Below are 15,193 nucleotides of genomic sequence, written 5' to 3'. Positions count from 1 at the left end.
GGTTCAGTCGTCAGAAAGAGGCGCAATCCGCCCAAAAGGGGATGTAAGCCCAGTCAAAATCATACCATTATCAACAAATAAGGTGTTACCTAGAGATAATGCATGTATTGGTTTATTTGTCAATCTTGGTGGCTGATATCAAATTCGCTTTTGTCACCCCCTTTATCCCTTGAGGTTCGTTTTCCTGGAAACCATCTGCCTTGGAGCTTTCTTGTCCGGTACTTTTGGTATTGCTCAGAGCTAATCCCTGTATAATTAACTAATGTTAAGCTATGATTTAAGCATTACGTTCAACGCCACTACCCTACGGTTTGACATCTTTGTTAACAAGCAATTTTTAAATCTAGTCCCAGAGCCAACGTTCTGTCAGTTCTTTAACCCCTTGAAAAGCTTATGATGCGGATTCCCTTCGCCACCTATAGAATTCAATTTAATCCTGAGTTTACCTTTGAGTCAGCAAAAGCCATTATTTCCTACTTGGCTGAATTAGGAATTTCTGACTTGTATGCATCCCCCATATTTAAAGCCCGATCCGGTAGCACTCATGGCTACGATGTCGTTGATCCCAATCAAATAAACCCAGAACTCGGCGGATTGGAGAACTTTGACTCTCTAATGGAGGAAGTGCAAAAGCACGGATTAGGATGGCTTCAGGATATTGTGCCGAATCACATGGCGTTTGATAGTCAAAACCCCATGCTGGTTGAAGTCTTGGAGAATGGTCCTAATTCTCAATATAAAGATTATTTTGATATTAATTGGGAACATCATTATGAGGGCATTCGAGAGCGAGTTTTAGCGCCATTTTTAGGAAAATTCTGCGGCGATTGCTTAGAAAGTGGTGAACTCAAACTCCAGTATAACCAAGACGGTTTTACGATTAATTACTATGACCTGCAGTTTCCCATTCGCATCGAATCCTACTCCAATGTCTTAACCTATGATTTGGCACGTATTCGCCGGAAATTAGGCAGGAATCATCCCGATTTTGTCAAGTTCCTGGGCGCTCTCTATGCGCTAAAATACATTCCCTCTGGCGAAGAAGGAACGGAACGCTATGATCAGATTGGCTTTATCAAGAGCATGTTGTGGGAACTCTGGAATGATAGCGTAGAGATCAAGGAGTTCATCGACGAAAATATTCAAATCTTTAATGGAGAACCCGGGAAACCCGAAAGTTTTGATTTATTAGAGCAATTATTAGCCGAGCAGTTTTTCCGCCTCGCTTACTGGAAGGTAGGTAATGAAGAACTGAATTATCGGCGATTTTTTACGGTTAATGACCTGATTTCCGTTCGCATCGAGGATGAACGGGTGTTTAATCATAATCATGCTTTGATCTTCAAGCTGATTGAAGAACAGAAATTTAGCGGCGTCAGAATCGATCATATCGATGGACTGTACGATCCGGCTCAATATTTAAATCGCTTGCGAGACCATGCCTCTGATGCGTATATCGTGGTTGAGAAAATCTTGGAAGAGGATGAAGATTTGCCGCTAACGTGGCCCGTACAAGGGACGAGTGGGTATGATTTCTTAAACAAAGTTAATGGCATTTTCTGTCATCAGCAGACTCAGCCTAAGTTTGACAGCGTTTACTATCGCTTTATTGGAAATTCCATATCCTATCAAGTCATCATAGAAGAGAAAAAGCGATTGATTATCGCCAAGCATTTGACTGGAGATATCGATAATTTAGCCAATTTACTCAAACGAATTTCTGGTCGGTACAGATACGCTAGTGACTTTACGATCTATGCGCTGAAAGCCGCTTTGGTCGAAATCATGGCACTGTTTCCGGTATACCGAACCTACATTAGTCCAGAAGGCTTGAGCCAAGCGGATCGGGACTATATTGAGTCTGTCATTAGCCAAGCCAAAGAAAATACGCCAATTTTCTTTAACGAACTGACGTTTATTGAGAAGTTTTTATTACTGGAGGTTGATGAGTCACTCAATCCCGAAGAAGCCGAACAATGGCGTTATTTTGTTATGCGGCTACAACAGTTTACCGGACCGCTGACAGCAAAGGGAGTAGAAGATACGGCGTTCTATATTTACAACCGTCTCATCTCTCTTAATGAAGTGGGTGGCAATCCGGGTGAGTTTGGTGTTTCCTTAGATGACTTTCATGAGTTTAACCAACACCGCATCGCTTATTGGCCCCATACACTAAATACAACAGCCACCCATGATACCAAGCGGGGTGAAGATGTGAGAGCAAGAATTAATGTTATCTCAGAAATCCCCGGCGAGTGGGATAGTATGTTGAGGAAATGGCAGGAAATCAATGCGGTGCATAAGGATTGTATTGATGGGTTAGATATTCCTGATCCCAATGACGAATATTTTCTTTACCAAACCTTACTGGGAACCTTTCCCTTTGATGAAACGGAGTTCCCTAGCTATGTGCAGCGGATCAAAGACTATATTATTAAGGCAATCCGAGAGGCAAAAGTCCATACCGCTTGGTTGAGACCCGACACCAACTATGAAGAAGGGTTTATTCGGTTTGCGGAACGCTTACTCAAAGATATCCATGACAATCCATTTTTAGAAGCGTTTCTACCCTTTCAACGCAAAATTCAACATTACGGCATTTTTAATAGTCTCTCCCAAGCTTTGTTGAAACTGACATCTCCCGGTGTTCCGGATTTTTACCAGGGAACAGAACTGTGGGATCTAAGTTTAGTCGATCCCGATAATCGCCGTCCGGTGGATTTTGAACAGCGGCTGGCTTTAGTTCAAGAATTGAAGCAGCGCTGCGAAACGGATAAGCTGGGTTTAGTTCAGGAACTTTGTCAGAGTCCAGAAGACGGTCGAATTAAGTTATTCGTCATCTATCAAGCCCTAAAAACCCGACGCGAGTATTTAGAGTTATTCCAGCGAGGGGATTACCACAAACTGACTGTTATTGGTAGTTTGAAGGATCATGTAGTCACCTTTGCCCGAACCTGGGATCATACAACCGTGATTGTTATTGTACCTCGGCTGTTAACGGGTTTAGTGAAGCCAGACGAATATCCCATGGGTGAACAAGTTTGGCAAGAAACCCGGATTTCTTTACCATCTAGTTCGTCCTCTATGTGGCAGGATATGATGACGGGACGAGAAATTGAGGGCGACGATACGCTGTGGATTCGAGATGTTCTCAGTGATTTTCCGGTGGCGTTATTGGTGAATCAAAATCAGCAGGAATGATGTATAAACATGGTAGGGGCGACCCGCCGCACACAATTTACACCACCGAACCATTAATTTGTTTGGGTCGCCCTCCACGGGGTTTCGGCAATTATCTGACGTCACGTACTTTGAGAAAAGGGCGAGTCGAGACAGGTTAATTCTCACACCATCTATTGATGCAGCGACTCGCCCCTACAACCAAAAACAAGGTTAAGTCAAGAATAATGATCTACTGATTAAATACCATCGCTGGATCAAGGCGCGTCACTTTCTGAATCGCGAAAATAGCCGAACCGACGCACATTCCCACGGTTATCGCCAAAACCGCGATCGCGGATACGGGGGTGATCAGAATCAAAATTCCCTGAGTTGCTGATGTCCACAAAGCTACGCTGTAACAGAGAATCATGGCGGGGAGATAACCGAGAATCGACATCCACAGCGCCTGTTCAATAATTACCCCGTAAATGCGCCAATCTGACGCGCCAATGGCTTTAAGCGTGCCAAACTCGGTAATATGGTCAGAAACTGATGAATAAAGAATTTGACCAACAATAATCACACCCACGACAACACCAACCACCGCCCCCATTCCGAGGATAAAGCCAATACCCGTTCGTTGTTGCCAAAAGTCTTGATTTCTTTTAATAAATTCCTGGCGCGTATAGGTGCTGACATTGGGTAATGCTTTCTCTAATCGTGCTTTCAGTTGTGACAAATCCTGATCGGGTTCCGCCGCAATTAAAACATATTGAATCAGATCCGAGGCAACTAATGGATTCGGTGGCGGTGGCGGTTGATTTTCAAGTTCTGCTTCCGAGGTTCTCGAATATGTATTTGTACAAATTAAATCCTCTGAACCTGACGGCAATTTACAAGAGAGTTCCGACTTTTGACCCGATTTTAAGAACGCATTCGCACTGGTTAGGGAGGTAAACATGAAGGAATTGGACACAATCGATGCATTCCCTTGGGTGAAACCCATGACTTTTGCAGGTAAGGAATTCACTTGGGCAATATCCCCAATCTGTTGAATATTTAGAGAACCTTGGTTGGTTGCATCGACGATAATGTTATAGGGTTCAGATAAGTCCTTCACATCGCCTTGAACGAGATTGATGGGTTGAAAGAGTTGCCCATTGGGGTCAAATCCGACGACTCTGACGCGGGTAATTTCTCCTTGGGGTGGATTCCACAACGCGCCACTAAAAATCAGGGCTTCAGCTTTGGCAACGCCTTCCACATTACGGGCAGAAATAACATGGGATAAGGGAATGGGTAGTGTTAGTTCAAGTTGCACCAATTTATCCGATGCTACCCAAATATCCGCACTAGAATTGTAAATTAACTGAGCCGTGGATTGGGTAAATCCATTAAAAATACCCGTTTGCAAGGTAACTAAACTCACCGCAAACATAATCCCAGCTTGGGCGACTAAAAAGCGGGGAATGTCTTCAAGTAAGTTCTTCCGGGCGAGAGAAACCATAGAGATTTGTCATTCGTCATTCGTCATTTGTCATTTGTCATTTTGTCATTCGTCATTCTCATGGGGCCACAGCAAGCGAACAGCCATTAGTGCAAAACCCACCGCCGCGATCGCTTTAAGCATTCGCACGGGTAATAGTTGCGCTACGCCTCCCCCAGCTAATACGCCAATCAACGTTGCCAACAGCAATGCGGCTACCGTCCCCAAGAATACAGCACGGGGCGACTTGAGGCTACCGCCAAGCGCGATCGCAGCCAGTTGGCTTTTGTCTCCAATTTCGGCTAGAAATACGGTAATGAAACTTAATCCTAGTAATTGCCAATCCATAATCTTCAAATCTCTGTGATTCAGTCGGGGCGGGTTTGTTCACATTTGGGTGAAGACAAAATGATCGGAGTCAAATCTGCCCCTACACACTCCAAATTGTTTCATCCGAGTTGCACCACATCCCACAGCAGCATAACAGAGATGAAGAGTAATAATGTCCCGGCGGCGGTTTCCAGGGTTTTGGGCGGTAAACGCTTGGCTAACCAGGTTCCCAGCAAGACACCGATTAAGCTGGTGGCAATGAGTGCGATCGCGGCTCCTGTAAACACAATCCACGGCGATTGAGATTCTGCACTGATCAGCAGTGTAGCTAGTTGGGTTTTATCGCCAATCTCAGCCAGAAAAATGGTTAGGAAGGTGGAACTAAAGATACCCCATATTCCCCGTTGGCGCTTGACGAGGGGACGCAAACTGGTGGGAGTGGGAGAAATTGGTAACTCAGAGGGATCAGAGACATCTTTGGGGGCTGGATTCATCGAGGAAAAGGGTGCTGTCAGGACAAAACCGACGATGGGCAAGGAAGATAGTTTCACAGGGATTGCTCAGTTTACGTCAATCTTTTTTCATATTCTATTCATCTTTGCAGAACTTTACAAATTTGACTACGATCTGCGCTGAAGTCAATATGAGAGTCGGTCAGTATGTATCTCGAATAACCTCTATTGGGGTTTCTCCTGTTTTTAGATGATAGAAAACGTTGACTATTTGACCGTGAACATCAGCAGAAATAAAGGCAAATAGCTTAACTGGGAATCTTATCCTTGTATCCAAGGAATTATAGGGGCGTGACGTCTCTAATTTGATGGATTGGAATGACGCCTATAAACTTGAAGAGTGCAAGTCTTGCGCCCCATTTAACTGGATTGGTGTTCTAGCTTTGCTGTTAATGTTGACGCTGTCTTGATGAAATTATCCCGCTAATGCCAAGTGCGACTAAACCCACTCCGGCTGTCGGTTCCGGTACGCTAACTGGAAATTGCTGCGACGTGAATAGAACCCCAATGGGACGTTGCATTTGGCTAGTTGTATCTACAAAAATCGCTCCTTCATTTCCTGGTGTCGGCAAGGGGTCTCCCGTGACACTGTTGTAACGTAAAATAGCACCAAAATTATTGTTAGTAAAATCAAAGCCGACTGTATAGAGAGTATTATCCGGGCTGATCACTAAGTTGCCGATGAAATTGTTAGCCGGAATCGTTCCGGTGTAATTTGTGGATAAAGTAGCCACCAATTCTCCCGTATCGAAGTCATAACGCCTGATATCATTAGCAAAGTCACTAACAAATAAATCATTATTGGGTCCGGTGGTTAAGCCAAGGAAACTGACAAACCCAAAACTATCAGGTGATGGAGTTGGCTGTTCAACGAAAACTGTAGACTGTTGGGTTTCCAAGTCGAAACGCAGCACTTGGCTAGGAAGCCCCGCACTAAAATCAGGTTCTCCATTTGTCGCGACACTACCTTGAGTGGTTACGTAGAGGGAACCATCGGGTCCAAATAATAAATCATTCGGTCCGTTTAAGCCACCTGGTTGACCATTACCCGAGGCAAAAACATCAACAAACGCTCCAGTGATAGCATCAAAACGTAAAATTTGGTCAGACAAAAAACTACTGACATAAAGATAACCATCGGGTCCAAACGCTGCGCCATAGGGACGAAATAACCCATGTCCTGACGCGAAACGATCCAGGAACTCTCCGGTTTTGCCATCGTAACGGAGAACAGCCGATGTTTCTGGAGTCGTACCACTGGTGATGTATAGATTCCCGTCAGGACCAAAATTTAAATCATCGGGAGAGAGTAAGCCTCCCGTCCCCGATGGAATTAATTCACCTAAAAATTGACCATTGCTTTGATCAAATAAAATAACATTATTCCCTTCAGTGTTGCCAATAATGAGTGTGGCATGGGCAGGTAAACTATCAGAAAACCAAGCCACGAATGCTGTCATCACAACTGTCGATAACAGCGAACTAATTTTTTTCATTTTTTGACGATAAAACAGAGTTGGGTTAATTTTAAACGACTGTTTTCATCAATGTAAACAAATTGATAATGACTTTACAAAATCTTTAAAGAGTGTCAGGCGGTACAAGGATACTCTTTTATATCCCCACTTCCCGGTCAAAGCGTAGTATCTCCAAACTGCGATCGCCGTAGAGATCCGCGATATGATCCCGACAACAGTCGATCGCAAAATCGTTTAACTCCTCCGGTTCAATCCCATACATCTGGTGAAAGATATCCGCCTCCACCCGACAGAAGCGAGGGCGATGGGCATAAATGCGACATTCACGAGTCGCATGATCAAAATTGACACACCAGCCGTCTTCCCCCACCATACTCAAATACTGGTCTAACTCCTCTGGTGTTAGATAGGTTTCTAATCCAGGGCGTTCGGTTGGGTCTAGATGACAGCACGCACCACATTGCTTTACACAACGCCAAGTTGCCATTGCATTTCACCATCGAGCGATTGATTCCAAGCTTCTCTAGGATAACGGGTTTTCGTCTGTCGGATAGACAAGGACAGATGACCCAGGACAAATGACATTTTTGTTACTTTTTGTATAGTTTTGTTAATTTGATTAAAAAAACTGACCCATTTCCCAGTAAAATCTAATCGGCAATTTTTAACGACATCATCTAAATTAGGTTAATCGGGAGGATAGATGGATTTAAGTTTTATCGGGAATATTAACTGGGAACTGATTGCCCAGCTTACCGTGCTGGCGGCGATTGTGATTGCTGGTCCTGTGGTTATTTTTCTGCTGGCTGCTTTTAGGGGAGACCTGTAGCCGTCTGTTTGCTTGTAGTGGGAGCATCTTGCTCCCTGATGCATTGAAGCTGGGGGATTTATCAGTTATCAGTGAACAGTTATCAGTTATCAGGAGCCGGGGGAGCCGGGGAAGCAATGTAGAGACGTAGCATGCTACGTCTGGAAGCTGGGGGAGATCCGGGAGATAGGGAAGCCATCTGATGACAGTTGTAGGGACGGGTTTGACAACTATCGTTTCTGTTGCACCCAAATCTAACTAAACCCGCCCCGACTAAATGACAAAGGACGAATGACAAAGGACATAAGACCAATGACCAATGACCAATCACAACTTTAAAGCACGAGTTGCGGCTTTAATTAAATGATAGTAATGAGGTTGGGTAACATCTACCTGTTTCGCATCATCCCGCTTAAATCCTAAAAGCCCTGTACGTTGTCCTTTTTGAACCACCAGAACTTTGCCTTCAGCATTCCTAATTCGCAACTCGTTTAACGATTCCCATAAGCTACAGGTATAGCGGCGTTCGTTGTGGTAAAATTCAGCTTTTTTAATCGATGATGGGGCGGATTTACTCACCCGAATGCCGACTAATTCTAATTCAATTGTCACATTTCCATTCCAGGCATTATCTTTGAGTTTATAGGCAATATCTATATTCGAGGGTAGAGGGAAATATTCACCCCAACGCCACGCGATCGCATTCAGTTGCTTGGTTCCATCAAATCCAGACAGGGTAAGCTTTAGATGTCCTTTGCCCACGAGTCTTTGTTCCACCACACGCACATTGGGCGTCCAGAATATTGGGTCGGGATTGCCAATTCCGCAAGGATGCAGTCGGTCAATTTGTTGGTAGAGATTATAGCTAATTTGATTAAAATTCGCCTCGGCGTCAATAGCGACTAAAGGCTTCAGATGTTCCGGTTCTAAACATTGATGGGCAAAGTGACTCAGCTGAGTTTGAAACGCGGTTAAATTTTCACTGGGTAATGTAAAGCCTCCGGCGGCTTGGTGTCCGCCAAATTTACCTAATAAATCATGGCACGATTGTAGGGCTTCAAAGACATGGAATTCGGGAATTCCTCGTGCAGAACCGCGAATATGTTCCTGATTTTCGTCTTCATAAGTACCAATAAATACCGGGACACCATACCGTTCCACCAGGCGCGACGCCACAATCCCAATCACCCCATGATGCCAATCCGGTTGCACTAAGACAAGAACGCGCTGCTGTTGCCAGTTTAACGCCTCTGTTTCAATTAGTGCGATCGCCTCTTCCTCAATTTCTGCACAAAGCTGTTGACGTTTCTGGTTAATTTGTTCGCATTGCATCGCCCGTTCCAAGGCGATTCCAGAATCACTGGTGGTGAGGAGTTCAATCACGATTTGCGGATCAGCTAACCGCCCCACGGCGTTAATTCTCGGTCCAAGTTTAAAGCCGATATCTTCCGGTTTCAGGGCGATTTGGTCTTCACTGACGCCTGACATTTGAATTAAAGCCTGAATTCCCGCCAGTTGAGATTTAGGTAGGCGTTGCAAGCCTCGTTTTAACCAACGGCGGTTAATATCCGTTAAGGGGGCGAGATCCGCAATCGTACCCAGGGTGAAGAGTTCTAGGAGTTGGCTAGTGAGTCCCTGGAGTTGACCTAAGTCTTGGGCGAGGGTAACGGCTAATATATAGGCGACACCGACACCAGCTAAACTGCGATAGGGGGAAGATTCAGGTAACTGTTTGGGGTTAAGAATCGCATCGGCGTTGGGCAGTTCAGGGGGAAGGTCGTGATGATCGGTAATAATAACCGTTACACCCAATTCTACAGCCCGGGCGATCGCGTCGTGTGCTGCAATCCCATTATCTACGGTAAGAATTAGCCCCACGCCTTCATTGGCGAATTCTTCCACAATCCGAGTATTAATCCCATACCCCTCTTTCATCCGGCTAGGAATCGCATAGTCCACATCCGCCCCCAACCACCGTAATGCCCGCAGTAACAAGGCGGTACTGGTCATGCCATCAGCATCATAGTCCCCACAGATCGCTATTTTCTCATTTTCTGCGATCGCTTCTTTGAGCATATCCACACTAATCGCCAAGTCAGGAAATTCATCCATAGGGGTGGGCATCGCCTGGGATTCTGGATACAAATAGACCATAGCTTGGTCTACGGTGTCGAATCCTCGGTTAAGTAACACTTGACCCAGCAGGGGTGACAATCCTGTCCCTTGGGCGAGTTGGTTGGCTTTTTCTGGGTTAGCGGAGGCTATTTGCCACCGTTGATTGGGCAAACTCTTTGGGGAAGGGTCAGAACTGGATTGGCTGAACACGCTAACTTGGGCAATTACATTTGGGCTAGAGATAGTCTACAGCAGATTTGTCCTTTGTTATTAGTCCTTGGTCATTTGCCAAACATGCGATACCTGTTCTGCTTAATCGAGAAGAAACACAGATGCGGGCGTCTGTAGGCGTGCAAGGCTTGCATTGGTGGAAAGCCGAGGTGTAGGGGCGGGTTTTACTAAGAATGTTGTGGCACAAACTGATAACTTAACTAAACCCGCCCCTTTTTTTCTTATCAAAAATCAAATTATTTTGTTCTTTAATCCAGGATTTCAACGAAATAATCTATCCCTTTACGGCTTGTCAAACGCCCAGTTATTTGAGTAATATCATAGAGTGTCATTGAAAAACCATCCCCTAATCTTAGGGCGCTAACGCGATGCCAAGTTTGAGTATTGTCTGGCTCATAACAAAAATCGCAGTCCATTGGCTCTCCGGTTTCCACCACCCGCACAAAGTCATCAAACAGAGACGGGTCATATTGGTCAAGGAATTTTTTGAAGCTAAATTTGCTTGTCCGATATTCTTTTTTGCCACCGAGGAATTGAGCCATCACCCTATTGACAACCACACATTGAAAATCTACAATTTCTCCGGTTGTCGATTCCCGAACTGCTTGCATTGCCGCAATACCTTCTTGACAAGAATTCAATACACTGGTAAGCAATGCGCGGGATTGGTGGAGAACTTCCTCGGCTTGTTGACCTTGTTTAATTTTCTCTTGCAAGAAAGCTTTTTCTCGTTTAATTGATAGTTGATTTTCGAGGCGGATAATTACTTCTGAGACATCAAAAGGTTTAGTTAGATAGTCAACTCCGCCAACTTTGAAGGCTTTAGCTTTATCAAAGAGCTCATCGGACGCACTTAAGAAAATCACGGGAATGTCGCAGGTGGCTTCATCAAGTTTGAGAGTCTCACACACTTCATACCCATTCATTTCCGGCATCTTGATATCCAACAAAATTAGATCGGGGGGATTCGTGCGGGCTAGGTTCAATGCCGTTCTGCCGTTGGTAACTGTGTGAACCCCATAGCATTTTTTCTTTAATAAAACCGATAAAACGTTGAGGTTATCGATAAAATCATCAACGATTAATATAGTGGCTTGCGTGGGCTGTTCTTTGACATTAGCACTGTTTTCTTGAAGAATATTCGCAGAGGATAAACCTTGGGTCTCAATAATTTTCTTAAAATTGGTTTTCGTAATTTTATCGCCGAAAAGTTCTGATAGAAGTTTCCATAAACGATATGCTGCATCCTTGACAGCACCTTCACTTAAGTAGAATCTTTCAGCAATTGCGCTGTACTTCTGGTTAAGCCAAGATGCTTTGAGGATATCTTGTTGTAGCGGTGTCAGGGTTTTACCTGTTTTGGATTTAACTATTGCGACTACAAATTTTATCGCGTCTTCACAATTCATTCGTTTTGCACAACTGGTATCGATTCAACAATATTGCTTTAATCTATCATTCGACTTTTCTGACTTAAAATCCGGACTTTTCCGACTGACATTTACAAAAAGACAGGTAATGATAGAGACAAGAAGGCAGAAAGCCAGACGGTGAAGCCAACTTCTGAATCAATCAAGAGTTAGATTGACGCTCAGGAGTGATAACCTCCCTAAAACGATTAGCTATTGTTTCGGGTGGTTTGAAAACTAGAGGTTTGCTTACTCCTGAATGCTGTTCCTGTTTTCTAGCTTGGTCACCGGGGGATCTATCACATACAGAACGCCATGAGTTTCTCACTCCATTAATAAGGCGTTGGCAAACTATGAGTTCTGTATTTCATCAACTGTTGTCCTTGTTTTTTGAGAGAAAATATCCCATGAAATTCCAAACTGTTAAAGCTTCCGTTGCTCTTGCTGCTACTGCTGTTAGTCTTGTTGGTTTCACCTCTATCGCTCGTGCGGGTGAAGGGGGTGTCGCGGGTGCTGCGGCTTTCACTGTGGATGGAGGTAATGTGACTGGCGTGGCTGTCTCCGCTGCTGTTGGTAAACAAGATGCTGCTGCAGCTGCGTTTAACTACGCCGGGGGGGGAACACCAGACGTACAAAACTCAGCATTCTCTTTAGGTAGTGCTGGCGTAATTTCTGCTGACGCAATTGGTGATCCGTCTATGGCTTCCCTCACAGGAGGTGAAGATCCTGCACTTGGAGAGCTGCAAAGAAATAGCTTCACTGAAGGGTTCAGCATCGAAATTGGCACTGCAAGTGGTGAATCGGTAGTTACAGCTCCTGTTGAGACTAATACTAATACCGATCTGTAGAACTGCTGCAAGTTGTTAACTAATCAGTCAACCCAAGCCAGTTAATTAATTTTATTCCCTCTCAGACATTACTTGAGGATCTCACCGACTTTCTTCCTACAGAGTTAAGGCGAGATCCTCAGGAAGGGGGAATTTTTTGTCCACAATTCAAGTATCAAACGGAAACCCTGAAGATGAAATCAACCGTACATTCCACCCTAACGCCTTCCAATCAAGTCGCTACGCTTGTTTTTATTGATGCTGGTGTTGATAATTACCAGCAATTAGTTGATGGGGTTATTCCCAGCGCTGAAGTATTTGTCTTAGATAGAGCGGCTGATGGCATTGTGCAAATTAGCCAGGTTTTACAACAGCGTCAGGATGTTGACGAAGTACATATTGTTTCCCACGGTGCGCCTGGTTGTTTGTATTTGGGGGATAGCCAACTGAGTTTAGATACTTTCAACCGTTATGCGACGCAACTGCAACAGTGGGATGTTGATAATCTTCTTCTCTATGGTTGTAACGTTGCGGCTGGCGATGCGGGTGCCGAATTTATTACTAAGTTGCAGACTCTGACTGGGGCACAAATTGCGGCGTCTAAGACGCTGACGGGTAGTGCTGCTAAAGGTGGAAACTGGGAGTTAGAAGTAACGACAGCCCAAACGCAGCCAGAGTTAGCGCTGCAACCCAAGGTAATGGTGAACTATTACTATGTATTAGCCAACGCCTTTGGCTACAAGGCTACAGACATAACATACCAAGCAATCGATCTTATTCCCGATACTACTGGAGTTACCTCCATTCTGACTAACGCTGATAATAGTTTTACTGAAATCAGCTTAGGGAGCAACACTTTCAACTTTTATGGCACCAACTACTCTTCGTTGTATATCAGTGATAATGGTCTGATTACTTTTGGTAGTGGTAACTCCAACTCTGGGAACACAGAGTTCACTTCTACTCCCAGTCAAGCAGCGATCGCCCCCTTGTGGGATAACTGGATAACTTATGTAAATACAAATGACCAAGTTCTCTATCAATTCCAAGATCTCAACAACGACGGCACTAACGACCAACTGGTAATTGAGTGGAATCAAGTCTACGGACTAGATGAACATCACTTTAGCTTTCTGTACCACAATGAACCATACTACTACAATGAACCGTACTACTACAATGAAACGTACTACTACAATGAGCAAGACTACTACAATGCTTATCCTAAGTTGGACTTCTACTATGAAGAGATACCAAGTCCCAGCAGCATAAACTTCCAGAGCATTCTACAGTTAAATACAGGTACAAATGCAGGGAATATTACTTTCAACTACATCAATTTGGATAGTGATAATTATCAAAACAGTGGGGCTAGTGCGACAGTCGGCATTAAAAACGCCGATGATAATCCCGATCCATTGTTAGTATCATACAACGATAGTAGTAATCCCCTCTTAGGAAATAGTAAAGCGATCAAAATTAGTGCCGCTCCCACCAATAGCGCTCCCACTGATCTCAGCCTCAGTGATAACACCATTGATGAAAACGTTGCCTCTAACACCACAGTTGGTACTTTCAGCACCATTGACCCCGATACAGACGATACTTTTACTTACACTTTGATAGAAGGCTACGGGGATAACGACGCCTTCACTATTGACGGCGATCAACTGCAAATCAAAGCTTCCCCCGACTTTGAAACCAAAGATAGCTACAGCATCCGCGTCCAAACTGATGATGGTAAAGGTGGTACTTTTGAGAAAGACTTGACCATTAGGATCAATGATGTCAACGAAGCCCCCACTGCTCTGGGTCTGAGCAACAACAGCATTGATGAAAATGTTGCCGCTAACACCGTCGTTGGCACTTTCAGCAGCACTGACCCCGATACAGGCGATACCTTTACTTATACCTTGGTAGAAGGAGAAGGTGATACAGATAACGCTGCCTTCACCCTTGACGGCGATCAACTGCAAATCAATGCTTCCCCCGACTTTGAAACCAAAGGTAGCTACAGCGTCCGTGTTCGCACTACCGACCAAGGTGGAGAGAGTTACGAAGAGACGTTAACTATCAATGTTAATGACATCGACGAGACAATGTACGGTACACCCAACCGAGATTTGCTGCGGGGTACTGCCAGTGTAGATCAAATCAACGGTTTAGCTGGGAATGATCGCCTCTACGGTAATGCCGGAAACGATACCATCAACGGTGATGCTGGTAACGACATCCTTTATGGTGGTGCAGGCGATGACCTCATCAATGGTGGTGCAGGTCGCGATCGCCTCTACGGTGATAATGGTAACGATATCCTTCTTGGCGATATGGGTAACGACCTCATCAAAGGTGGTGCAGGCGACGACCTCCTCAATGGTGGTGCAGGTCGCGATCGCCTCTATGGTGGTGCTGGACGCGATACCTTTGTCCTAGCATCAGGAATGGGTACAGATACCATCTACGACTTTGAAGATGGCGTAGACTTGCTTCAATTAGACGGTGGTCTCAGTTTCGGACAGCTAGATATTGTCGAACGTGGCAGTCGGACTCAGATTAACTTCGCTGACACGGGAGAAACCTTAGTCACGTTGTTTAGAACTGATGCGACACTGATTACCGAAGCTGATTTCACTATCGCTTAACAGTCTAGCTTCTCCTTTAACCAACTCTCAACTTCCCAGGTGCGTTAACCCCCATTAACGCACCAATTTCCTTTCCTTTATCGCTGTCTTCACCCCCACAACTCAATCCGCCTCTCGATTAAACCATCTACCCCCAATTCCTACCCCAACTCAACGCAGAAAACCAGGGATTTTCATCTCCAACACCTCATTG

12 protein-coding genes are annotated in these 15,193 nt (G+C 44.7%); 5 read left to right on the top strand and 7 right to left on the bottom strand.

Going from position 1 to position 15,193, the window contains the following annotated elements:
* Positions 1-396 precede the first annotated feature (396 nt).
* The gene (gene treY / locus RID53_RS12480) at positions 397-3,201 is read left to right on the top strand and encodes a malto-oligosyltrehalose synthase (protein ID WP_446388534.1); all 2,805 of its coding nucleotides are present in this window, start codon (positions 397-399) and stop codon (positions 3,199-3,201) included.
* Positions 3,202-3,412: 211 nt separating this feature from the next.
* Here treY and RID53_RS12475 read toward each other — a convergent pair whose 3' ends face one another.
* The 5 genes from RID53_RS12475 to RID53_RS12455 form a co-directional block, all read right to left on the bottom strand.
* Complete coding sequence (locus RID53_RS12475; protein WP_446388404.1) at positions 3,413-4,669, bottom strand: FtsX-like permease family protein; 1,257 nt, start codon at positions 4,667-4,669, stop codon at positions 3,413-3,415.
* Positions 4,670-4,714: 45 nt separating this feature from the next.
* A complete protein-coding gene (locus RID53_RS12470; RefSeq protein WP_446388403.1) occupies positions 4,715-4,996 on the bottom strand; it encodes a TMEM165/GDT1 family protein in 282 nt (93 codons plus the stop codon).
* A gap of 101 nt (positions 4,997-5,097) precedes the next feature.
* Positions 5,098-5,529 (bottom strand): TMEM165/GDT1 family protein, encoded by a 432-nt coding sequence (locus RID53_RS12465; RefSeq protein WP_446388402.1) that lies wholly within the window; start codon positions 5,527-5,529, stop codon positions 5,098-5,100.
* 350 nt (positions 5,530-5,879) lie between these two features.
* Entirely contained in the window at positions 5,880-6,986 is a 1,107-nt protein-coding gene (locus tag RID53_RS12460) for a Vgb family protein (RefSeq protein ID WP_446388401.1), read from the bottom strand.
* Between the two features lie 118 nt (positions 6,987-7,104).
* Positions 7,105-7,455, bottom strand: coding sequence for a YkgJ family cysteine cluster protein (locus RID53_RS12455; RefSeq protein WP_446388400.1), 351 nt, complete (start codon positions 7,453-7,455; stop codon positions 7,105-7,107).
* Positions 7,456-7,671: 216 nt separating this feature from the next.
* Here RID53_RS12455 and psb30 point away from each other — a divergent pair, with 216 nt between their 5' ends.
* A complete protein-coding gene (psb30, locus tag RID53_RS12450) occupies positions 7,672-7,797 on the top strand; it encodes a photosystem II reaction center protein Ycf12/Psb30 (RefSeq protein WP_006099423.1) in 126 nt (41 codons plus the stop codon).
* A 306-nt stretch (positions 7,798-8,103) separates the two neighbouring features.
* On the opposite strand, the gene recJ is transcribed toward psb30, so the two are convergent.
* Positions 8,104-10,101 carry a single-stranded-DNA-specific exonuclease RecJ gene (recJ, locus tag RID53_RS12445; RefSeq protein ID WP_446388399.1) on the bottom strand — a complete coding sequence of 666 codons (1,998 nt, stop codon included), beginning with the start codon at positions 10,099-10,101 and terminating at the stop codon, positions 8,104-8,106.
* 47 nt (positions 10,102-10,148) lie between these two features.
* Between recJ and RID53_RS12440 the strand changes: the two genes are divergently transcribed.
* Positions 10,149-10,277 carry a hypothetical protein gene (locus RID53_RS12440; protein WP_446388398.1) on the top strand — a complete coding sequence of 43 codons (129 nt, stop codon included), beginning with the start codon at positions 10,149-10,151 and terminating at the stop codon, positions 10,275-10,277.
* A 93-nt stretch (positions 10,278-10,370) separates the two neighbouring features.
* Here the strand turns inward: RID53_RS12440 and RID53_RS12435 are convergent, their stop codons facing one another.
* Positions 10,371-11,531 carry a response regulator gene (locus tag RID53_RS12435; RefSeq protein WP_446388397.1) on the bottom strand — a complete coding sequence of 387 codons (1,161 nt, stop codon included), beginning with the start codon at positions 11,529-11,531 and terminating at the stop codon, positions 10,371-10,373.
* A 353-nt stretch (positions 11,532-11,884) separates the two neighbouring features.
* Between RID53_RS12435 and RID53_RS12430 the strand changes: the two genes are divergently transcribed.
* Both RID53_RS12430 and RID53_RS12425 read left to right on the top strand, forming a co-directional pair.
* A complete protein-coding gene (locus RID53_RS12430) occupies positions 11,885-12,379 on the top strand; it encodes a hypothetical protein (RefSeq protein ID WP_446388396.1) in 495 nt (164 codons plus the stop codon).
* 173 nt (positions 12,380-12,552) lie between these two features.
* Positions 12,553-15,000, top strand: a complete 2,448-nt coding sequence (locus tag RID53_RS12425; RefSeq protein ID WP_446388395.1) for a DUF4347 domain-containing protein — start codon at positions 12,553-12,555, stop codon at positions 14,998-15,000.
* Positions 15,001-15,193 lie beyond the last annotated feature (193 nt).

The organism is Coleofasciculus sp. B1-GNL1-01 (assembly GCF_040220235.1).
In the GTDB taxonomy this organism is placed as follows: domain Bacteria; phylum Cyanobacteriota; class Cyanobacteriia; order Cyanobacteriales; family Coleofasciculaceae; genus Coleofasciculus.
Note: the sequence above shows the minus strand (reverse complement) of the source record. Positions and strands in the feature narration are given on the sequence as shown.